Genomic DNA, 21,130 nt, shown 5'->3' with positions numbered 1-21,130 from the left:
GTCGTTGGACACGCGGCCCGTCGGCCCCGATCAGCTGGCCCATGGCGGATTGATGACCGTTCCGTCGAGCAGCTCACCTTGAAAGCCGACTGGAACGGTCACCACGAGGGTGGCGGTTTCGGTTCCGTTGTTTTCCATGTTGATGGTCGAGCCCGCCGGGGCGAGGGCGGCATCGCCCGCTCGCAATTCCTCCGGCTGACCGTCGATGGTCAGGGTCACCACACCCGCGATGATGACGAATGCCTCCTCTCGTAAAACCTTGTGCGGCATGCCCTTCAAGCCCGCGGGCACCTGGGTCTGCCAGACGCACAGTTCGGCACTACCCATACCGGGGCGGATATAGGAGGTGAATCGGGTGCCGTGCATTTCGTGGGTTTCGGCCTCGGCGGCACGGGTCACAGGCATGTCTTACTCCTTCATTTGGTCAAGCAACTTGACTATATAGTCAAGCAACTTGCCCATCTGTGTCAAGATGTCAGTCATGTCGGATCTGAAACCCGCCTCGACGCTGCGCCCCGGACAGGATCTCGCCCTGCTCCTGCTGGCCGCGGGCGCGGCCGCGACCGACGCCATTCATGCGGGAGTGGTCGCCGCCGGATTCGCCGACATACGGCCGACTCACGGGTTCGCCTTCGTCCGGCTGGCCCCGAGCGGTGCGACGGTCGGCGAGTTGGCCGAGCATCTGGGGGTGACCAAACAGGCCGCCAGTCAGTTGGTGGACGAACTCGTGCGCAAGGGCTACGCCGAACGCAACGCACATCCCGACGACGCCCGCGCGCGACTGATCACCCTCACCGAAAAGGGATGGGCCTGCACACGCGCGGCGGATGCCGCGGCGGCGAACTTCGCCGACCAGTGGGCGTCCGTTTTGGGCGATTCCGCAGTCGCCGAATTGCGTAACAATTTGACCCGCGTGGTGCCCCCCGGACGGGTCCGTCCGGCCTCATGGTGACCAAATTGAGACAAAGTGGCCCGCGTTACAGATAAAAAAATGTGACCTGCGCCACAGCGCGTTTAGGAGCAAACTCCCCGCGTAGATAGGGTTTTCAGAAGCCCGACCAGGGCTTTCCAAGATCGGCAACCCTGACCGTTCACCGCTCGTTCACCCTGCATTAACCCATCGTGACCAAGCTGAGATCAGGTCACGAACAGGCCAACAGTTCGGTTACACCGTGGAGCAATCCACACACAGTCGGAAAACGACCGCAACGGCAGATGGGTTTTCCCCGCCGCGGTCGCCGGAGAATCAGCGGCACTGATCGCATTCTCCCCGCACGACAGCGGCACCCGCCGGGAACCGACCCCGGGTGGCTCTTACCGCGTCGGGCGCCAGGGCTTCGCCTGGCCTTCACAACAAAACCCGAAAACAGCATACGAACCGATTCAGGCGGGCCTTCCAACCGGGTGCCCCGTCGGAGATCCGCGCTGCCTCTACCGGGCCGGATCGCCTCTCTGGACACGACAAGGAACTGATTTCGAAATGCTCGACAAACGCCTCTCTGCTTTCCGCCGCATGTCGCTCCGTGACAGCGTCACCCTCGCTGTCGCCGCAGCCGGCATCATCGCCGTCGGCACCTCCTCCGTAGTCGCGCTGGCCGACGACAGCGTTCCGTCGCGCATCGCCATGGTCGCCGAGCAGCAGCCCGCCGCCCCCGCCGTGACTCCCGCGGCCGAGCCGATCGACGCCCAGGCCGTTGCCGGCCTGCCCGCGCTGCCCGAGCTGCCGCCGCTGCCCGAACTGCCGCCGGTCCCCGGCCTGACCCCGCCGCCGCCCCCGGCCCCGGTCTACGAGGACAACCTCGACGGCTGGATCCACCACGCCCTCGACGTCATGGCCGCACAGGGCATCCCGGGCAGCTACAACGGCATCTACCGCAACATCATGCGCGAATCCGGTGGCAACCCCCAGGCCATCAACCTCTGGGACTCCAACGCCGCCGCCGGCATCCCCTCCAAGGGCCTGCTCCAGGTGATCGACCCCACCTTCAACGCCTACCACGTCGAAGGCACCGCCTGGGACATCTGGGACCCGGTGGCCAACATCACCGCCGCCTGCAACTACGCGGCGCACCGCTACGGCTCGATGGATAACGTCAACTCGGCGTACTGATCCGCGACTGCCTCGACAACGCCTCCCCGCCCGACGGCGGGGAGGCGTTGTCGTAGGGTCGACGCAGACCAACCACCATCGATGTGGACTGCGCCATGACCGATTACGCCCATTCCGACCACGCGTCGAAAAGCCGCGCCGAGAAGGCGCGCCGCCTCGCGGCCTATATCTGGGATCGTGGCATCACCGGGGCCGAACTGCTGGACATGCCCGCGGCGATCCTGCGAAAACTGGCGCGCGCCGCCGAGACGAATCCGCCGAGCACCGGCGAAACCTGGACGAATGTGGCCGACCTGCTCGACGAGAAGGACACCTGGGCCGCTCGATATCCGGATCATCCTGCGGCACAACGCAATCACACCGATGAGAAGCTGCTGTGGGTGAAACCGCCGATCACACCGTGGTAATTCAGTAACCGAGTTCGGTACCGCTCTGCGCCTCGGCGACCACCTTATCGGCCAGCGACCGCAATGCCCGCGCCTCCGCGGGCGTCATGGGGTCGACGAAGATCCGGCGCACCAGTTCGACATGGTTCGGCGCCGCCTTTTCGAGCACCTTGCGCCCGGCCGGTGTGAGTTCGACCAGAATCCCCCTGGCATCGTCGGCGGCCGGGCGGCGGTTGACGAGTCCGCGAGAAGCCATGCGCGCCAGGTGTTTCGAGAGCCTGCTCTTCTCCCAGCAGACCTCGGCGGCCAACTCCTTGGCGCGCAGGCAGCCGCTGGGGGCGGCCGACAGCGGCACTAGGAGTTCATAGTCGGCGGTGGACAGGCCGTCCTGGGCCAGCCCGGCCGAAAGCGCCGCGTCCAGCCGCTGGCGCAGCCGGATAAAGGCCTGCCAGGTCTCCTGCTCGTCATCGTTCAGCCATCGGACCACGGGAATGATCCTAGCCAGCCTTTGGTTGACATGGACACTAACCCGATCAGGAGGTGCCCATGCCGGCTATTACCGTCCCCGACATCATGGTGCTGCCGCGACTGCCTCGCCCGATCGATGCCACGCGCGAGCGCAAGGTCGGCACTATCACCACCGCCCATAAGCAGCGCGAAGGTGCGGGCTTCGAAGTGCGCCGCCCATTCCCGAGCATGGATCTACGCTCGGCCGATCCATTCATCCTGCTCGACCAGATGGGCCCGGTCGCCTACGAGCCGTACGAGGCCAAGGGCGCGCCGTGGCATCCACACCGCGGATTCGAGACCGTCACCTATGTCATGGACGGCACCATGGTGCACCACGACTCGAACGGCGGCGGTGGCGTCATCAGCGAGGGCGACACCCAGTGGATGACGGCCGGATCCGGCATCCTGCACGACGAACTGCCCGCCGAGGATCTGGTCGTCGCGGGTGGCTGGTTCCACGGCATCCAGCTGTGGGTCAATCTGCCGCGCGCGCAGAAGATGGCTACACCGCGCTATCAGGATCTGCGCGGCTCCGAACTGACGATGGTCAGCTCGCACGATGGTGGCGCACTGGTGCGCATCATCGCGGGCGAGATCGGCGGTTTCGAAGGCCCCGGCTCGACCTACACCCCCATCGCCTACGCGCACGCCTCCATCACACCGGGCGGACAACTGGAAACCCCATGGCCGCAACGGTTTACCGCGATGGCATATGTGTTGTCCGGCAGCGGAACGGTGGGCGCCGAACGCCGACCGGTCGGCGAAGGACAACTCGCCGTCTTCGGCCCGGGCGACTCGCTCACCCTTACCGCGGATGCGGTGCAGCACAACCGAACCGACGACCTGGAGGTGCTACTGCTCGGCGGCCAGCCGATCAAAGAGCCTGTCGTGCAATACGGTCCGTTCGTCATGAACACCCGCGCCGAAGTCATCCAGGCAATGGCGGACTACCAGGCCGGGCGAATGGGAAATATTCCGGCCGAACACTCGGCGGGCAAGCGTATGGGCGAGTGACGGCGGTAGCGGTGATCTTCCCCTAATCCCCCTATTGTCAAGCTGCGCGGTTGACAACGGAGCGGCCCGTCACAACAGTGGATGCGGCGTCTCCCCCTGGACGCACATCCACCGCAGCAAACAAACAGAGGAATATATGAACGTTCGCCGGCTCACCGTCAGCGTTGCCGCCGCGGGACTGACCTTTTTAGCGGCGCCCGCAGCCCTGGCCGACGTCCCCTCCGGTTCCGCAGGAACGGGTTCATCCGCAATCGATACCGGTTCGGCCGCGACCGGCTCGGCAGGCATGTCTCAGACCGGCTCGGCCGGTGGCGCATTCGCCAACTGCGATGAGGCCCGCGCGGCCGGTCGGGCGCCGCTGTTCCGCGGGGAACCGGGCTACGGCCCGCATTTGGATCCGGACGGCGACGGTTTCGCCTGCCCGACGGTCTGATAGCCCAGAAAACGCAGAACACCCGGTGTGGCTGGCCACACCGGGTGTTGTCGTTTTCGGCTCAGCGGAAAATCTTGAGCAGCACCAACCCGACGACCACCGCGGCCGCACCGATCAGGCTGTACTTCACCTTCGGCTCGTTCAGCTTCGCCACCACCATGTGCTTGGTGTCATCGGCAATGCGCTGCGGATCGGCCCGCACGGCAATTTCGTCGAGCGTGCTCGCGAGTCGTGTCCGCGCGGCCTCGATATCCCGCTCGATCCGCTCGGTATCCCTAGCCACGTGTGTCCTCCTGTGTCAGATGTGCCGCGAACGCGCTCGCCGACGAGTCTAGCCAGCCGCACCGAGTCGGTGCGGGCTCCATTGTCGGGACGTTCGATTACCGTGCAAGGCGTGACCGACAACCAACGACTCTCCCCCGGCGATCCCGCCCCCGATTTCACCCTGCCCGACGCCGACGGCAAGAACGTGTCGCTGTCCGATTACCGCGGCCGCAAGGTGATCGTCTACTTCTACCCGGCCGCGAGCACCCCCGGCTGCACCAAGCAGGCCTGCGATTTCCGCGACAACCTCGCCGACCTCGAGGGCGCGGGCATCGAGGTCATCGGCATCTCCCCGGATAAGCCCGCCAAGCTGGCCAAATTCCGCGATACCGAGAAGCTCACCTTCCCACTGCTGTCGGATCCGGATAAGTCCGTACTCACCGCATGGGGCGCATTCGGCGAGAAGACCATGTACGGCAAAACCGTCACCGGCGTGATCCGCTCCACCTTCCTGGTCGATGACGAGGGCAAGATCGAGGTCGCCCAATACAACGTCCGCGCCACCGGCCACGTCGCCAAACTCCGCCGCGACCTGTCGGTGTAGACCTAGGTCTCGAACGAGCGCGCGAACTGCTCGTAGCCATCCAGCAGCCGATCCGAACCGAACCGCAGATCGCCCTCGGCCCAGTTCGTTTCGTCCAGGTCGAAGGCCTGCTACGAGATGGCAAGGGCCAATGCCGGGTAGCGCCGCGGGTCGATCACGCTGCCGAGTACCCGTCGTACTCGGCGCTTGCCGCCATCTCCCTTGCCATCCGCAGTCCATGCCGAGTTGGCTGCACTGGTTCGCCGAGAATCACCCCGGTGACCGAGACCATGCGCGGGTTGTTGATGGGCACACCGATCGGCGATAGTGCGCTGCTGGCCGCGGCGTGGTGTGCGGGGATCGCGGTGCTCGGGCATATCGCGGCGGGCGCGCTGTTCCGGCGTTGGGCGGCGAATTGAGCCCCAATAGCGAAAAGTCCGGTGCCGCTTGGGCACCGGACCTTTCTGCGTTATCCGCTAGGTGGGCATTATCTGCTGGGCCGCCCATTGCAGGACCAAGCGGAGGTGGTTGTCCCACCAGCGGTAGGACTCGGGGGTGAAGTCCGGCGGAGGCGGGGATTCACCGGGGAACAGCATGGCACCGTTGGGGGCACCGACCTTGATGGTCGGTCCGGGTATGCCCGCCCCGGGGACCTGCTGCGGCAATACCGCCGCCTCGTTTTCGTGCTCGTGCACATCGAAGGGGGCCAGGGCGAGCGGCGATTGTCCGCCCCAGTGCTGCGCGGAGTACAGCGGGGATCCGCCCAGGTCGTATTGGGCCGCCGTCGCATCGGAGGTGGGTCCGGCCGCGGTGGGTTGCCGGGCATCCGGTCGGTCGAAGGGGTAAGGGTTCGGCTGAACCGACGAGCCCGCAGTGGAGCCGCTGGCCGATCCGGTGCCGTCGACCACGCGCGCGTCCGCGGCGACCCGTGCTTGCGCGGTGGCCGATGCGGCGCCGTGCGACGAGGTGTTCGCCACGTACAGCCCGCCCGCGACCATACCGCCCGCCAGTACACCGGCCGCGGCGACCAGCACACCGGTGCCTCGCGTACTCCTGACCGGCTCGACCGGTTCGACCGGACCTTCCACATCGGACATGGCGAACAGCGCCGCACCGACCGCGGTGGCGGATGTCGCGATCTTGCACGGAATAACCGGCGCACCGAATCCGTCCATCGCCGTCGCCACCATCGCCACACCCGCACCCGAGCCGATCAGCACGACCGCGGACGGACGAACAGCGGCCGCCTCGAACTCATCCCACGCCACTGCCACCGCGGCGTCGAGCGCCGTGGCGGTGGTGCGGCCCGACTGGCTCGTCGCGGCCAGCACCCGGCTGCGCCGACGGTCGACCAGAGTGAAGGCCTGATACCCCGGGACGACTTCGCAGATGAGTAGGTCGTTGAATTCATCGAGCCAGGTCATGACTCCGGCCACGCTCAGATGTGCGGCCTTCGCCGAAACCAGCGAGGCGGCATGCCACGGCCCGGACGCCAACCTGGTGACGATCGCGCGGCGTTCGGCGGCATCGCGGTAAGCGACCGCCGTGCCGCTGATCGCCTGATCCGGCCCGAACTCGGCGGCGAGGGAGTTCATCGCCGTCTCGACCGCGACCGCCAGGTCCGCCTTGGATTCGCTCCGAGTCTTCACCACCCGTTGATGCAGCACACGCTCGGGTAGCTGCTCGCCGCCGTCGGCGAGGGCTACCGCGTGAACGGCGCCGCGTTCGGTGGAAACGCCAAGTGTTACCACAGATCGAGCTCCCACTGATCACGCCTTCCCAGTGCATATTGCGAGCCCACGAGCTTGCCGAAACCCCTGAGCCCCTTGGATTCCCCGGCTTGAACGCGCTTTGTGATGCACGCACGCTCGGTTATGTGTTCGGGGCCGTATCCGACTTGGATGGGTGTTGAAATGTGACAGTTCTTAACACGCAGACACTGTGCGCGTGTCGCACGCGTGTCGATACCGCTAGCCTTGATACGTGGATGTACGCACGGAGGCCAGGTCGAAGCAGCGACGTCTGGACCCTGCGTTGGACCTGCAGGACGACCCCCAGGAGCTCATGCCCCGGCGCAGGCCCACTCAGGAACGCAGCAAACGCAAGTTCGATGCCCTGTTGCAGGCATCCCGGGAATTGCTCGTCGAGGTCGGGTTCGAATCGTTCACCTGTGAAGAGGTCGCGGCCAGGGCCGAGGTGCCGATCGGCACGCTGTACCAGTTCTTCGCCAATAAGTACGTCATCGTCTGTGAGCTGAATCGCCAAGACCTCGTTGCCGTTTCGCAGGAACTCGCCGATTTCCACGGTGAGATCCCGTCATTGGACTGGTTGCGGCATATGAATCAGTTCGTCGACCATCTGGCGAATCTGTGGATGACCGACCCGTCCCGGCGCGAAGTCTGGCTGGCGATGCAGTCGACCCCGTCCACCCGGGCCACCGGCGCGATCCACGAAAAGGAGTTCGCCGAGGTCGTCTCGCAGATGCTGCGTCCGCTGACCCCGCGCACCCCCCGCGCGCGCCGCACCATGATGGCCGAGGTCCTGGTCCACGTCGTCTATTCGATGCTGAACTTCTCCGTCCAGGACGATCAGACCAATACCGAGGCCGTCTCCGAGCTCAAACGCCTCATGGTGGCCTACCTGATGGTCGCCGAGAAGGAATCCCGCACCGCCAGCCAGCGCTGACGCGGATCCTCGTGCAGCCGCCGAGAGCATGCATGAGGCGGTCACTTTGCACCATCCCGGGTTTGGGGTCGCATTCAGTTCACTGCGATGACAGCGGATCATGAGTGATTGTGCGCAAAATGTGGGCACAAACGGGCGCTCCTAGTCTCGAATTCGACACTGGCAGTACCCATTTCAGTACTGGCGACCCGCATCCGGAGTGATCTTCCCGGCCTCCACCAACACGCGCCAGGCGGCCGTCTTGCGTGGGCACTCACCGACCCGGCATCCCCGATGCCGCTGCATCGTCAGCTGCGCCTCGAGCACCGCCATCGGCCGGTCCGGTGCCTCATGCGGGTACCCGTCCGGCCAAACCTTCGCATCCATCTCGCTGCACTCCTGTCGTACTCGCCGCTGAATCTCGGCCACACTCCTGCCTTCTGGCACCCGGATCGGCCACATCCACGCCGCTGCGAACACCGCTGTCGGCACCGCCAGCGCGGCAACCATTCCGACCATCCACCCCGACACGACACTCACCCGATCTCGTTGTCCACGACCGAGATCGGGTCCACATCGATCGACATGAGCGCCAACGCGCCGACGATCGTGGCCATCACATCGGCGTCGAGGTCGGCGAACTCGATCTCCCAGCCGTCTTCGCCGACCAGCGACCACGATCCGTCTGTGCGCTGGAGGTAGCGATAGCCCTCGTCGTCGGCAGTATCATCCACGCCTCGTTCGTTCTCATCATCGATTCGCGCGGGCAGATCCATCGCCGGTCCCCTTCCCTTCGGTTGGTGGGCACCCGCCGCCGGGGAGCCGATGAGGGGCACGGCATCGACCCGGCGGCGGGGCTGCGGCGACAGTAGGCTCGCAAAGCGCTCTGTTTCGCCCGCGGATACGCCAATCCTTCTGAAAGATATGGAAATCGGTATAGGGTGCGGTTGAGTGCGAGGCCGCTGTCAGGCATCGGACTATCCGGCAGTACCTATGACGGCTCAGCGATGTGGCGGTGGCATCCGAGGTGCATATGACGACCGGCCAGACCATCCGGCGGATTCGCAAGTCCATCGGCATGACTCAGGCGGAATTGGGTGCGCTCCTCCATCTCACCCAGCCAGCGGTATCACAACTGGAGCACGACGGCCCGGCTGTTTGCGATGTCCGCGTTCTACGCCGCGTGGCGAAGGCGCTGCAAGTGCCGCTTGCTGTGCTGGTGGTGGAGTCGGACGAGGAGGCAGACGTGCAACGTCGCCAATTCTTCAGAGCAGGCGCGGTTGGCGTTGGTGCGGCCGTCCTGCATGGAAGGCAACCCCCCTCCAACGCGGCAGCATCTGCTCGCGTCAATGTGGGCCGGACGGACGTCGACCGAATTGTCCACAGTGTCAACCAGATTCATCAATTGCAGCTGGTTGCTGGCGGCGATCGACTTTGCGAAGTGGCAGCCAACGAAGCACGGTATGTCGAGCACTTGCTGGACCACGGCAGCTACACCGACAAGGTAGGCAACGCCCTGACCGGCGCCGCAGCCGAGATGATGACGGCGGCAGGTTGGGTCCACTACGACGCCGGACAGTGGAAGGAGGCACGACGCTACTACGCGGACGCGGCCCAGGCTGCCACGATTTGCGGAGATGGTGTTGCCGCAGCTCATGCTTGGATCAATGCCTGCTTGCTGTCGTACCGGGAAGGTTCGCGGCCACGGGAGGGGTTCAACTGGCCGAAGCCGCGCAGCTCGCGGCCCGGCGAGCTGGCGGCTCGAAACTGCGGGCTTTGGCCGCTATCCGTGAAGCCGAGGCTTACAGCGTCATCGGCGATCGGTCCGCGACGGTTGCGGCGATCAACCGAGCGCACCGCGCCTACGAGTCAACCCGGGGCCGTGATCCGGCATACCTTGACCATTTGCCCGAAGCGCAGCTGAGCGGACTGACAGGCTTGGCTTTCATGCGTCTGGGCGACTATCCGGAGGCGGCCGTGTACTTGCGGACTGCCATCGCAGGTACGGCACAGTATCCGCGCGAGCAGGCGGCCTGGCAGATCCGCCTGGCTCAGAACTTCGTGAAAGCCGGGGCGATTGCGGACAGCTGCGGGGCGTTGATCGACAATTTCGACTACATCGGCACCGTTGCGTCAACCAGGCTGCGGACTGCGCTGACTGACATCGCCGAGGAGTTGCGGCGATATGTGTCGATGGCCGAGGTGCGGGAATTCTTCGCACTGTGGGCGGAGCGATAACCCTGCTATTCCTTCGCCTGAAGGTATGCGAAAACGCGAGTACTCAACACGTCGTAGCGCTGCCGAGTCCTGTCATATGACAGGCAGTAATCTCGTGTCGAAGGGAAGCCCTTCGTCTTCGGCTCTGGGGCGGAAAAGGATGTTCCTGGAGGAAACTGCGCTCGAGTGAGATCGACCGTTTCGCTGTCGATGATGTTGAAATAGTGAGAAACGGTTTCTCCGCTCGGCAGAGTGGCGATGGAATTGAGGATGTTCCCGCCGAAATAGTCCTGAACGACGCAAGCGGTCACGGCGCACTGTCCCTTGGCCGGATTGCGCTCAGTCCAATCCGACGCACTGCTCGTCACCGCAGACCAGACCGCCTGAACAGCATGTTCGAGAGCTTGACGGGATACGACAACCACAGGTGCAGGGTACCGGCGCACGGATGGCACGCACAGCTCGATCAGCAACTAAGGACACGACAGGTGCCCTCACCCGTGGACCCCGTGGACCTGCTGAGCCTGCCAGAATTTCTGCCGTGCGCGCGTACGGCCTCACCACCAGCGAGGTCAACTTGCCCGAAGGCGTCACCCCACTCCGCGCCGCCACTACATCATCGCCAATGAGTGGAGGCCAGAGACACACGAGGCGATCTAGACCGCCCATCCGTTCTTGATCAATATCCCTTGCTCCGAAATGGCGTTCTAGTCTCTGCCGTCCCGGCCTTCGCCGAGACGGCAGAGAGTCACCGATATCGGGCCAGGATCAGCCGCTCGCTTCGCGGCCCTCGATGAGATCGGCGAGTTCGCCTGGGTCTTCCAATACGACCATGGCGGCAGCTGTGTCCCCGTCGTGGGTCAGCGAGAGATGAACCCTTGCGCGCGGCAGGAATTCGGCCGCAAGGCCGTGCAGTTTGATACTCGGCCGACCCCAGGCGTCATTGACGACCTCGATCAGCGGGTACGGGTTGTCGCCGATCTGCGGGCGGCGCGCGAAACGCGATGACGCCCAAGCCTTCAGCACCGCTTCCTTCGCCGCCCAGCGCGCAGCATAACTGCGTGCCGGATCGGTGCCCTTGCTCTGACAGTAGCGCCGCTCACCGGCCGTGAAACTCTCCCGGAGCATGGTGGTTCCGGATCTTTGCAACTGTTCGGCGAACTCGGAGATGGTCACCAAGTCCAAGCCGATCCCCAGGATGGTCAATGCGTCGCCGCTCCTCAGCCCGCTAGCTCAATGAAAGTCAGAGTGCGGCCGCCGAAGCGACCGCACTCTGCACGGTAGTGGCCGCAGCCGCTATCCCATAGACCCACTGGCGTCCAGTTGCCCCAGAATCACTGCCCCGGTGCCGCAACCGGCGCCGTCGGCCCGGTAGATGCCGTTGCCGGACAGCCGTGCCTCGGGCGAGAGCAATACGTCGGCCTCCAGCTGCCGCTTTTGCGCGGACGGCGCGCCATCACCACCGAGGCGGCGATCGGCTGGCCGCTCGTACAGCGGGGCGCCGCCGCACATGGCCTCGGTGAACCGCTGCCGTCCGGCGAGCTGACGCTCCTGCGCACGGCGCTGGTACTCCTCGCGCCGCCCCGGCTCGATCGCCTGGACGAACGCCTCCGGATGCACCACCGCGAGCAGACCCGAGACGTGCCCGAAGCCGAGTGAGGTGAGCAGACCGGCCTTGAGCGGGAACCGCTCACCGAAGCGCAACGGTTCACGCGCCCACACCAGATGCGGGTAGCCACGCATCTTGTCATCGACGCAGTCCAGGCTCCGATTCGGTGGTACGACACCGTTTTCCAGCACCTGGCACAGGCCGATCAGCTGGAACGCGGCCGCACCGCCCTTGGCGTGTCCGGTCAGGCTCTTCTGCGAAACCACGAACAGCGGTGCGCCTTCCGAACGTCCGACGGCCGTGGCCAACCGCTCGTGCAGTTCGGATTCGTTCGGATCGTTGGCCGCGGTCGAGGTGTCGTGCTTGGAGATGACCGCGATATCGTCCGGTGCCACACCGAGTTTGCGCAGTTCGGCGGCGAACTTGGATTCGCGGCCGCCCCGCCCCGCACCGAGCGCGCCGAGTCCGGGCGCCGGGATGGAGGTGTGCACGCCGTCGGCGAACGACTGCGCGAAGGCGACCACACCGAGCACCGGCAGGCCCATCTCCACCGCCACATCGCCACGGGCGAGCAGCACGGTGCCACCACCCTGCGATTCCACGAATCCGCCGCGGCGGCGGTCGTTGGCGCGGGAGAAGTAGCGGTCGCTGATGCCCTTGGCACTCATGGCCGCCGAATCCGCCGTGGCGGACATGTCACCGAAGCCGACGATGCCCTCGATACCGAGATCGTCGAAACCACCGGCGACCACCAAATCGGCCTTGCCCAAACGGATCTTGTCGACGCCCTCTTCCACCGACACCGCGGCGGTCGCACAGGCCGCCACCGGATGCACCATCGCGCCGTAGCTGCCGACGTAGGACTGCACCACATGCGCGAGCGCGACGTTCGGCAGTGCCTCCTGCAGGATGTCGTTCGGGCGCGACTCACCGAGCAGGTTGTCGATGTAGAGCGAGCGCATCGAGGACATGCCGCCCATACCGGTGCCCTGGGTGTTGGCGACCAGGCTCGGGTGTACCCAGCTCATCAGCTCGGCCGGGCTGAAGCCGGAGCTGATGAACGCGTCCACGGTGCAGACGATGTTCCACAGCGCCACCCGGTCCACCGAGGCGGCCATATCGGCGGAGATGCCCCAGATGGTGGGATCCCAGCCGGTCGGGATCTGACCGCCGACGGTGCGCGACAGCTTGGCTTTGCGCGGTACCCGAATCTCGGTGCCCGCCTTGCGGATCACCTGCCAGTCGCTCGAATCCGCGACCGGGGTGATCACCGTGTGCTCCGGATCCGAGGCGTAGAAGGCGCGCGCCTCGGCCTCGCCGCCGACCGTGAAGGTCAGATCCTGGTCGAGGAAGACCGAGGTCATCAGCGGCGCGGCATTGTCGATCATGGCGCCGTCGTCCTCGTAGCGGCGCACACCGCAGCGGGCGACCACCTCGTCGTGGTACTTCTCGGCCAGCTCGTGTTCGGGGACGAAGTCACCGGATTCGGCGTCGTACCAACCGGGCTTGGGGTCGTTCTCCCAGGTCACCAGGCCGGTGCTCCAGGCGAGTTCCAGTACGCCGGCGGCCGAGAGCCGGTCTTCGACCTCCATCTCGAACCGGGTGCGCGCCGATCCGTACGGGCCGAGCTCACCGGCACCGACGATCACGACCATATCGGCGAGATCGGCGGTGACCGTACCCCATTCGGGCACCGGCAGCACCGAGCTCATGGTCGGCGGTGCGGGCAGCGCCGAAATCGTCGCCGCCGCAGCGGCTTCCTCGGTCTCGGCCGCGGCCGTCTCCTGGGCCTGCTTGGCCAGCGCGGGCAGGTCCAGCTTGACCCGGGCCAGTCCGCCGGTGAGGTCGATCTGCTGCGGTCCGGCGACGGTCACCTGGCGGGCCCGCGAGGTGCACCACTTGAGCAGTTCATCGGCCATCTCGGCGGTGGACCAGGTGTGCACACCGGCCTTTTCGACCGCGGCCACGATCGGATCGTTGTGGCCCATCAGCCCGGTGCCGCGCACCCAGCCGATCAGGGCGTGTACCAGGGTGACTCGAGTCGACCACGACTTCTCGGCCCGCCACTTGGCGACCACGGCATCGAGCGCGGCCTTGGACTCACCGTAGGCGCCGTCGCCGCCGAACATGCCGCGGTTGGGCGAACCCGGAAGCACCACATGCAGTTTGGCGTCGACGTCGTGGTCGGCGCCGATCTTGGACAGCCCACCGATGAGCCGCTCGACCGACCAGAGCAGAACCCGCATCTCCATTTCGGCGCGGGCGCCCGCATCGGCGAGATCACCCGCGACCCGCGGCGCCGCGAACGGCAGCAGCAGGGTCGGGGTCATCGCGTCCTTGGTCTTGACCTTCGCGCCGCCCGCATTGTCGACCTGTTCGGTGCCGACCCAGTCGATCAGCGCGTCGACATCCTGGTAGGAGGCCATATTTGCGGGGACGACCCAGAGCGCCGCACCGTGGCGTGCATTCTCGCGGTAGAGCTTGCGGTAGTAGCCGAGCCGCTCGTCATTCAGGCTCGAGGTGGTGACCACGACGGTGGCGCCGCCACCGAGCAGTCGACCGGCGGCCGCCGCGGCGATGGAACCCTTACTGGCACCGGTGATCACGGCGATATCCGAGGACCACATGCCGGGTTCTTCGGTGCTGAGCGCGGCCTCGGCAATGCGCTCGTACAGTCCGGCGAGCACCGAGCGGGCCTCGTGCTTGGCCTTCTCGCGCCACCAGTTGGCCTGCGCCGCAACGGCTTCGCCCGCACCGAGGAAACCGTCCACCGAATCTTCGCCGGAGCCGATGTCGTCGAGCAGCCACAGCTTGGCCAGATCTTCGCGCGCGGTCGCCCAGCGGTCGTCGATCAGCACCGCCTTGCGGGCGTCGAAGGCGGGCGCGACCAAACGCGGCCAGTCCGAACCCAACTCGGCCGAGACCAGATCGACCAGGGTGTCCTCGGTGGCCTCCGGCGCGGATGCCTGCTCGGCCAGGCCGAGCTGTTCGAGCACGACACGGGCGGCCGTGGCGAGTACACCGTCGCGACCGGTGATCTGCTCGGTGAACTCGCCGAGTGCCGCCGCGTCCACGGTGGCACCGCCACCGCCGCCCGCGCTCGGCATCGACACCGCGATACCGCGCCGGGCCGCGACCGCCTGTACCGCAGCGTCGATGGCCGCGTCGACCGAGGCGGCGTCGCTCACACCCGCGACAAGTCCGCCGAGATCACCGCCGCGCACGCTGACACCCTCGCGGGTGCCGAGGGATACCTCGGCGGTGACATGGTTGGCCCAGCCGTCGCCGAGCTCCCAGACCTTCGTGACGCGCTCAGCGATCGCGGCGGGCCGCTTGCCGGACGGGCCGAAGATCTTGCGCAGGTGGTCACCGATGGCATCGGAGAGCACCGAACCGAAGGGCTTGTAGGTACGGGCGAGTCGCTCGACCGTGGCGGAGAGCGCGCCCATATCGGCGTCGGCCGCACCGTCGATGGCGCCGAGCGACAGCTCGGAGCCGAGGTCGACGAGCAGCTGGTTGCGCCGGGACGAAACGCCGTCGCAGAGCCCTTCGATGGTGTCGACCGGGCCGATCTGATCCAGCCGCAGCTTGGTCCACAGCGCGATGAGCACGCGGGTGGCGTCGGCGGCGGTGAACGCGATGTCGTCCGGGCGCGGACCACCCGAGCTCGCCACCGGGGCGGCAACCGGTGCCGCGGCGACCGGCGCTGCGGCCGCGGCGGTTTCGACCGGCTCGTCGACGGGCTCGTCGACCGACGCGGGATCGGTATCGGTCGAGTAGACAACCGCGGCCTCGCGCTCGATATTCAGCACCTCGACGGTGACCGTGCCGAAGGCGGGCAGCTTCAGTGTCTGGCTGGCCAGGTTCGCCACGGTCGGGGTTGCGCCCAAACCGATTTCGACGAACCGCTCCACCCCGAGTCCACCGTGCGCGGCAGCGGTGAACAGCAGGTCCTGGGTCTCGATCCAGCGGACCGGGCTGGCGAACTGCCAGGCGAGCAGTTCGACCAGCACCACCCGGCACAGGTCGGTCGGACGCGCGGCCCAGCTGTCGAAGTCGGCGAGCACGGCGGCCAGCGGCTCCGAGGGCACCAGATCGGCGATCTCCTGGATGAAGGCGCGCTCCAGCGAGAAGGGCTTGGGCACCAGGTTCGGGATGTAGCGTCCGACCAGGATTTCCGGGTGCAGGTCCGCGGGCAGCAGCTGTTCGAGCTTCTGCCGGAACTCCGGAACACCCTCGCGCAGCACGGTGGAGTGGAACGGCACATCGATGCCGGGGACCAGGATGAACGCCCGCTTGCCGCCGAATTCGGCACGGCGGCGGTCGATTTCGGCCTCCAGCGCGTCGAGACCCTTGACCGTGCCCGCGATCGCGTACTGCGAACCGCGCAGGTTCAGGTTGACGACCTGGAGGAATTCCCCGACGCTCGCGCCGACACCGGAGACGAAGGCGACGACCTCGTCATCGGGCAGCCCGATCTGCGACGGCCGGATGGCGGCCATCCGATAGTCGCTGCGGCCCTGCGCATCCCGGGGCACCAGCTCGTGCATGGCGGAACCGCGCTGGAATACCACCTCCAGCACCGCCTCCAGCGGCAGCACACCGGCGACGGCGGCGAGCGCGTTGTACTCACCGACCGAATGGCCGGCCAGCATGGCGCCCTCGACGAAGGCACCGGCCTCACGCAGTTCGGCGACCTGGGCGACACCGAGCACCGCCATGGCGACCTGGGTGAACTGGGTCAGGTGCAGTACGCCGTCCGGGTGCCGGTGCTCGACACCGCGTGCCTTGAGGTAGGTCGGGTTGTCCCGGACCACGGCCAGGATGGAGAAGCCGAGCGCGGCGCGGGTGTGCTTATCGGCGCGCTCCCAGATCTCCTTGGCGGCCTTCGAGCGGGCGCGCGCGTCCAGACCCATGCCCTTGCGCTGAATGCCCTGACCGGGGAAGGCGTAGACCGTCTTCGGCGCGGCGGTGCGACCGGTCGCGGTCATCACCAGCTCGCCGTCGGTCCGGCAGGAGACCTCGACGATTTCGCTGCCGGCGTCGACCGCGATCCGCTCGACCCGCACGTCGATCTCGGCGCCGGGGCGGACCATTCCCAGGAATCGGGTGGTCCACGCGGTCAGCGTCCGTGCCGGAGTGGAGCTTTCGGGATCGACGGCGCAGACCGCGTGCTGCGCGGCGGCCGAGAGCCACATGCCGTGCACGATCGGGCTGCCGAGCCCGGCCAGTTTGGCAGCGGAATCGCTGGTGTGGATCGGGTTGTGGTCACCGGAGACCTCGGCGAAGGCGTTCATGGCACGCGGCGCGACCATGGTGACGTCACGGCGCCGACGCCGCGGGGTATCGGTGGCCGCATCGGAAACCGCACCGGCCGCGCGCGGCGGATCGGTCAGCTCGCCCGCACCATTGCGGCCGCGGATGGCGAAGCGTTCGGTGAGGCGGGCCAGCGGCACCACGTCCAAGCCCTGATCGCGCATCTCGCCAACGGTGACCTCGACCTCGACCACGCGGCCCAGATCGGTGTCGAGCACCGACTTCGACTCCGCGCGGACAACGAGAATGCTTGTGCTGCTCGGCAATTCGCGCAGCAGCTCGATCTGGTGATCGAGATGCACCAGATCCAGCATGCCCTCGATAACCGAATCCGCGCTCTCGGTGCGCGAGGCACCGAGCACCGCGAAGACGGTGGGCCAGCACGCGCCGACCAGGACATCGGGCGCGGTACGGCCGAGCGTGCTCAGCGATGCAGGCAGGCCCGAACTGGTGACGCCCGCATGATCGGCGATGAGATCCGGGGTCCACGCCAGATTGATGTGCGCGACCCTGCCCTTCACCTCCGGCAGCGACTGGCCCGCGGCGACCGCGAGCAGCGCGGACATCGCGGTGTCGGCATCGGCTTCGGTAATGACCGGAGCGCCGCCGTTGTAGAGCGAGGACGGAACGGTGATGCGAATTCGGATGCGCACGGCGTCGCGGCCGGACAGCGGAACGGCGAACTCGACATAGGAGTGGTCGACGTCCGGCCCGGTGGTTTCGGTGAGCGTCGCACCGGTCGGCGGATGGATCGCGCCCTCGCCGTCGACCTTCCACTCGGCCAGATCGCCGAGGCGGTGGATCGGGTTGATGGTGGTGCGGCCGGACCATTCGACATCCGGCGCGGCCAGCACCGCGTCGATCGGACCGGAGATAACGCCCGCGCTGCGCCGCGCATCGACCGCGACCGGCGTCACACCCGCACGGACCAGCGAGAACGCCGTGTCCTGCTCGAAGCGGTCCAGCAGTTCGCCAACCGGCTCGTCCACCCGGGTGATGCCAGCGACCGACACCGTGCCGGGGATGACGCACACCTGATCCGCCGTGTAGCGCGGATCATGGGCCTGCCACAGCGAATCCGAGCGCCACCAGCGGCGCACATCGCCGTCGACGACAGGGACAAAATTGACCGGCTTACCCGGGGTCTTGCACAGGCTGACGAAGAACGGCACATCCGCCGGATGCAGCAGCGTCTGTTCCGCGGCCGGGTACTGCTGCTTCAGCGTGCACAGCGCGTCGACCGGATTCTCGAAGGCCTCGTCGGATTCGAACAGCGTGGGGATCTCGCCGCGGTCGGCCGGATGCAGCCGGGATTCGGTGCGGCGCATCATTTCCGCGAACCGCTCGCGCCAGGTGATGTCGAGCCACACCGAGCGGGTGGCGTCGAGGAAGGCGTCACCGAGATCGCTGCCGCAGTCGAAGTCCTTGCGGCGATCCAGGCCGACGGCCAGCTCGACGTAGCGCTCCAGCCACTCGAGGTAGGTCATGCTGGCCACATCGCCGAAATACGGCTTTGCCGTGACGTTCAGCGCGGCGATGATCTCCGCGCGACGCTCGGCGACCGCGTCGGCGTCACCGGCGACCTCGTCGAGCAGGCGGCCGGTGCGCGAGGCGGCATTGTCGATCTCATGGATATCGGCACCCAATTGGCTACGGCCGGAAGCCATTCCGCCGGTCGCGGTGCCCGCACCGACCCAGTCCTGGGTGCCGGGGGTAGCGACGAGCAGTTGCTTGACCTCGGGTGCGGTGGTGGCCTCTAGCGTGGCCATGGCGGCGGTGCCGACCAGCACGCCGTCCAGCGGCATCACCGGATAGCCGTGCGGCACCGCCCATTCACCGGTCAGGTATTCGGTGGCACGTTCCGGGGTGCCGATGCCGCCGCCGACGCAGACCACCACATTGGCGCGGTTGCGCAGTTCGGCGTAGGTCTCCAGCAGCAGGTCGTCGAGGTCCTCCCAGGAGTGGTGGCCACCGGCCCGGCCGCCCTCGATGTGCATGATCACCGGGTAGTCCGGCAGTTGGTCGGCGATGCGCAGCACCGCGCGGATCTGGGCCACGGTGCCCGGCTTGAACGCCACGTGGGGAATGCCGACCTCGGTCAGCTCCTCGATCAGCGCGACAGCCTCTTCCAGTTCCGGAATGCCCGCGGTGACGATGACGCCATCGAACGGCGCACCCGCCGCGCGGGCCTTCTGCACCAGGCGCTTACCGCCCAGCTGCAGCTTCCACAGGTACGGGTCGAGGAACAGCGAGTTGAACTGGACCGCGCGCCCCGGGTGCAGCAGCGTCTTCAGCTCCGCCACCCGGTCGGCGAAGATCTGCTCGGTCACCTGGCCGCCACCGGCCAGCTCCGCCCAGTGGCCCGCATTCGCCGCCGCCGCAACGATTTTCGCATCGACGGTGGTCGGGGTCATGCCCGCGAGCAGGATCGGCGAGCGACCCGTCAGCTTGGTGAACGCGGTCTCCACCACGACGCGTCCATTGGGCAGGCGCACCGGGCGCGGCGCGAAGGCCGACCACGGCTGGGCCACCTGGGGCGCGGCGCCGGGGGTCAGCAGGCTGCGCTGGCCCGCGCGGGTCGCGGCCGCGACAATGCCGACGCCGGTGCCCTTCAGCGAGCCGCTGGTGAGTCTGCTGAGCAGATCGCCGGGACCCAGATCGAGAATCCACTGCGCGCCCGCGGCGACGACGCCATCGACCGTCTCGACCCAGTCGATCGGATCGACCAGGATCTCCCGGGCCAGTGTGCCCGCCAGGGCGGCGTCCACACCGCACTTGTCCGCCCAGCCGGTCACGATCTCGACGGTGTCGGCGAGCGCGGGGTGATGGAATGCCACATCGACAGCCAGATCCTCGAAGACCGGTGCGAACACCGCGCCACCGCGCGTCTTCGCATCCCGCTCACGGGTCTGCTCGTCATGGATCTGAGCGCACCGCTGACGCACGCGCTCCAGCTGGGTCGGCGTACCGGACAGCACAACGCGCCGACGACCGTTGCGAATCGAAACCACCGCGGCCGCGGCCGGATCCACACCCGCGGATACCTCGGCCACCACCGTGCTCAGGTGTTCGGGATCGACATTCGATACCGCAACCATCGACGAGCGCTCGCCCACCGGCATCAGACCGCGCCGACGCGCCACCAAACCCGCTGCCGCACCGATCATTTGGGCAATTGCGAGGAGTTCGGCATCGCGCTGCCCGCCGGCCTCCACCGAGGTCGCGGCCAGCCGTCCCTGGGAATGCCCGATGATGGCGACCGGCGCGTGCTCGTTCGCATCCAGACCTTGCAGTCGCAGCGCGCGCACGGCGGCCACCTGGGTCAGGAATACGCCCGGCATCGATACCGCGGCCGACCGCAGCACCTGTTCCGATGGTGCACCAGAAACCTCGGCCTCATCCCCCTCGGCGAGCTCGTTCTCGAGCATCCAGCCGATCGGATCGAAGCCCATCGGACGCACCACGAGCAGTTGTGCCGCAACGGGTTCCAGCAGCGCGGCCGCCTCATTGACCAATGCGGTCAGCTCGGGCTCCAGCGCGGCATCACGCCCGATTTCCTCCAGCTCACCGAGCCAGCGGGCACCCTGCCCGCCGAAGGCAAGCGCATAGGGCGTTGCGCCCAACAGCCGATCCAGCAGCGGGGCCCTAGATCCCCCCTGCTGTGGCGCCCCAACCACTTTCGGGCTCTGTCCGGTTCCGGCCGCAGTGCTCTCATTGATCGTCAAGACGCTTCGACTTCCTTCTCCTGGCGACATGCCGTCGAGACACGCCGCTCCCTCGGTGCGCAGGTGTTCCTCACCAATGAGCCCTGATGATTGTCAGGATTCCAGAAAATCATGAGGAAATCCTCACGTTTGCCCCCTCGCGCCCGCCTTACCGCCGAGTATTCCAGTACCCACGTACCAGAATTCTCGGAAACATGACTCTCCCTCATGTTCAAAGCCGCTGGTCTACCGGGTTACCAACGCGTACGAAACATGAGTACTCCTCATGTTGGACGTTATGAAATCGTTATAATCCCAGG

19 protein-coding genes are annotated in these 21,130 nt (G+C 66.7%); 10 read left to right on the top strand and 9 right to left on the bottom strand.

What is annotated here, in order from left to right:
• Window positions 1-30: 30 nt before the first annotated feature.
• Complete coding sequence (locus ABZ293_RS15375; RefSeq protein ID WP_355180951.1) at window positions 31-405, bottom strand: cupin domain-containing protein; 375 nt, start codon at window positions 403-405, stop codon at window positions 31-33.
• Window positions 406-481: 76 nt separating this feature from the next.
• Between ABZ293_RS15375 and ABZ293_RS15370 the strand changes: the two genes are divergently transcribed.
• The 3 genes from ABZ293_RS15370 to ABZ293_RS15360 all read left to right on the top strand — a co-directional run bounded on the left by ABZ293_RS15370 (window position 482) and on the right by ABZ293_RS15360 (window position 2,517).
• Window positions 482-952 (top strand): MarR family transcriptional regulator, encoded by a 471-nt coding sequence (locus ABZ293_RS15370; RefSeq protein WP_355180949.1) that lies wholly within the window; start codon window positions 482-484, stop codon window positions 950-952.
• A 528-nt stretch (window positions 953-1,480) separates the two neighbouring features.
• Entirely contained in the window at window positions 1,481-2,110 is a 630-nt protein-coding gene (locus tag ABZ293_RS15365) for a transglycosylase SLT domain-containing protein (protein ID WP_355180947.1), read from the top strand.
• Between the two features lie 95 nt (window positions 2,111-2,205).
• Entirely contained in the window at window positions 2,206-2,517 is a 312-nt protein-coding gene (locus ABZ293_RS15360; RefSeq protein WP_355180945.1) for a hypothetical protein, read from the top strand.
• 1 nt (window position 2,518) lies between these two features.
• Here ABZ293_RS15360 and ABZ293_RS15355 read toward each other — a convergent pair whose 3' ends face one another.
• A complete protein-coding gene (locus tag ABZ293_RS15355) occupies window positions 2,519-2,983 on the bottom strand; it encodes a MarR family transcriptional regulator (RefSeq protein WP_354961389.1) in 465 nt (154 codons plus the stop codon).
• Window positions 2,984-3,042: 59 nt separating this feature from the next.
• On the opposite strand from ABZ293_RS15355, the gene ABZ293_RS15350 reads away from it, so the two are divergent.
• Window positions 3,043-4,020 (top strand): pirin family protein, encoded by a 978-nt coding sequence (locus ABZ293_RS15350; protein ID WP_355180943.1) that lies wholly within the window; start codon window positions 3,043-3,045, stop codon window positions 4,018-4,020.
• A gap of 136 nt (window positions 4,021-4,156) precedes the next feature.
• Window positions 4,157-4,453: an excalibur calcium-binding domain-containing protein gene (locus tag ABZ293_RS15345; RefSeq protein ID WP_354961387.1), complete on the top strand. Its 297-nt coding sequence runs from the start codon at window positions 4,157-4,159 to the stop codon at window positions 4,451-4,453.
• A gap of 61 nt (window positions 4,454-4,514) precedes the next feature.
• Here the strand turns inward: ABZ293_RS15345 and ABZ293_RS15340 are convergent, their stop codons facing one another.
• Window positions 4,515-4,736 carry a DUF3618 domain-containing protein gene (locus ABZ293_RS15340; RefSeq protein ID WP_354960595.1) on the bottom strand — a complete coding sequence of 74 codons (222 nt, stop codon included), beginning with the start codon at window positions 4,734-4,736 and terminating at the stop codon, window positions 4,515-4,517.
• A 111-nt stretch (window positions 4,737-4,847) separates the two neighbouring features.
• On the opposite strand from ABZ293_RS15340, the gene bcp reads away from it, so the two are divergent.
• Both bcp and ABZ293_RS15330 read left to right on the top strand, forming a co-directional pair.
• Window positions 4,848-5,321 carry a thioredoxin-dependent thiol peroxidase gene (gene bcp, locus ABZ293_RS15335; RefSeq protein WP_355180941.1) on the top strand — a complete coding sequence of 158 codons (474 nt, stop codon included), beginning with the start codon at window positions 4,848-4,850 and terminating at the stop codon, window positions 5,319-5,321.
• Between the two features lie 257 nt (window positions 5,322-5,578).
• Entirely contained in the window at window positions 5,579-5,719 is a 141-nt protein-coding gene (locus ABZ293_RS15330; RefSeq protein ID WP_355180939.1) for a hypothetical protein, read from the top strand.
• A 57-nt stretch (window positions 5,720-5,776) separates the two neighbouring features.
• On the opposite strand, the gene ABZ293_RS15325 is transcribed toward ABZ293_RS15330, so the two are convergent.
• Window positions 5,777-7,051 (bottom strand): hypothetical protein, encoded by a 1,275-nt coding sequence (locus tag ABZ293_RS15325; RefSeq protein WP_355180937.1) that lies wholly within the window; start codon window positions 7,049-7,051, stop codon window positions 5,777-5,779.
• Window positions 7,052-7,364: 313 nt separating this feature from the next.
• Between ABZ293_RS15325 and ABZ293_RS15320 the strand changes: the two genes are divergently transcribed.
• Window positions 7,365-7,985 carry a TetR/AcrR family transcriptional regulator gene (locus tag ABZ293_RS15320; RefSeq protein ID WP_354960596.1) on the top strand — a complete coding sequence of 207 codons (621 nt, stop codon included), beginning with the start codon at window positions 7,365-7,367 and terminating at the stop codon, window positions 7,983-7,985.
• 174 nt (window positions 7,986-8,159) lie between these two features.
• Here ABZ293_RS15320 and ABZ293_RS15315 read toward each other — a convergent pair whose 3' ends face one another.
• Both ABZ293_RS15315 and ABZ293_RS15310 read right to left on the bottom strand, forming a co-directional pair.
• Complete coding sequence (locus ABZ293_RS15315) at window positions 8,160-8,351, bottom strand: hypothetical protein (protein ID WP_355180935.1); 192 nt, start codon at window positions 8,349-8,351, stop codon at window positions 8,160-8,162.
• 149 nt (window positions 8,352-8,500) lie between these two features.
• Complete coding sequence (locus ABZ293_RS15310) at window positions 8,501-8,698, bottom strand: hypothetical protein (protein WP_355180933.1); 198 nt, start codon at window positions 8,696-8,698, stop codon at window positions 8,501-8,503.
• A gap of 299 nt (window positions 8,699-8,997) precedes the next feature.
• On the opposite strand from ABZ293_RS15310, the gene ABZ293_RS15305 reads away from it, so the two are divergent.
• Window positions 8,998-9,888, top strand: a complete 891-nt coding sequence (locus tag ABZ293_RS15305) for a helix-turn-helix transcriptional regulator (protein ID WP_355180931.1) — start codon at window positions 8,998-9,000, stop codon at window positions 9,886-9,888.
• The gene (locus tag ABZ293_RS15300) at window positions 9,870-10,202 is read left to right on the top strand and encodes a hypothetical protein (protein ID WP_355180929.1); all 333 of its coding nucleotides are present in this window, start codon (window positions 9,870-9,872) and stop codon (window positions 10,200-10,202) included. The genes ABZ293_RS15305 and ABZ293_RS15300 overlap by 19 nt, the downstream gene beginning before the upstream one ends.
• Window positions 10,203-10,207: 5 nt before the next feature.
• Here ABZ293_RS15300 and ABZ293_RS15295 read toward each other — a convergent pair whose 3' ends face one another.
• The 3 genes from ABZ293_RS15295 to ABZ293_RS15285 form a co-directional block, all read right to left on the bottom strand.
• A complete protein-coding gene (locus ABZ293_RS15295; protein WP_355180927.1) occupies window positions 10,208-10,606 on the bottom strand; it encodes a hypothetical protein in 399 nt (132 codons plus the stop codon).
• A 343-nt stretch (window positions 10,607-10,949) separates the two neighbouring features.
• Complete coding sequence (locus tag ABZ293_RS15290; protein ID WP_354960586.1) at window positions 10,950-11,387, bottom strand: holo-ACP synthase; 438 nt, start codon at window positions 11,385-11,387, stop codon at window positions 10,950-10,952.
• Window positions 11,388-11,477: 90 nt separating this feature from the next.
• Window positions 11,478-20,831, bottom strand: a complete 9,354-nt coding sequence (locus tag ABZ293_RS15285) for a fatty acid synthase subunit beta domain-containing protein (protein WP_355180925.1) — start codon at window positions 20,829-20,831, stop codon at window positions 11,478-11,480.
• Between the last annotated feature and the right edge of the window lie 299 nt (window positions 20,832-21,130).

Source organism: Nocardia sp. NPDC005998, assembly GCF_040614395.1.
Lineage (GTDB): Bacteria > Actinomycetota > Actinomycetes > Mycobacteriales > Mycobacteriaceae > Nocardia.
Note: the sequence above shows the minus strand (reverse complement) of the source record. Positions and strands in the feature narration are given on the sequence as shown.

Bases quoted from the DNA above. Each gene is read 5' to 3' on its own strand.
- ABZ293_RS15375 (WP_355180951.1), bottom strand. From the start codon at position 405: ATGCCTGTGACCCGTGCCGCCGAGGCCGAAACCCACGAAATGCACGGC.
- ABZ293_RS15370 (WP_355180949.1), top strand. From the start codon at position 482: ATGTCGGATCTGAAACCCGCCTCGACGCTGCGCCCCGGACAGGATCTC.
- ABZ293_RS15365 (WP_355180947.1), top strand. From the start codon at position 1,481: ATGCTCGACAAACGCCTCTCTGCTTTCCGCCGCATGTCGCTCCGTGAC.
- ABZ293_RS15360 (WP_355180945.1), top strand. From the start codon at position 2,206: ATGACCGATTACGCCCATTCCGACCACGCGTCGAAAAGCCGCGCCGAG.
- ABZ293_RS15350 (WP_355180943.1), top strand. From the start codon at position 3,043: ATGCCGGCTATTACCGTCCCCGACATCATGGTGCTGCCGCGACTGCCT.
- ABZ293_RS15345 (WP_354961387.1), top strand. From the start codon at position 4,157: ATGAACGTTCGCCGGCTCACCGTCAGCGTTGCCGCCGCGGGACTGACC.
- ABZ293_RS15320 (WP_354960596.1), top strand. From the start codon at position 7,365: ATGCCCCGGCGCAGGCCCACTCAGGAACGCAGCAAACGCAAGTTCGAT.
- ABZ293_RS15315 (WP_355180935.1), bottom strand. From the start codon at position 8,351: ATGGATGCGAAGGTTTGGCCGGACGGGTACCCGCATGAGGCACCGGAC.
- ABZ293_RS15305 (WP_355180931.1), top strand. From the start codon at position 8,998: ATGACGACCGGCCAGACCATCCGGCGGATTCGCAAGTCCATCGGCATG.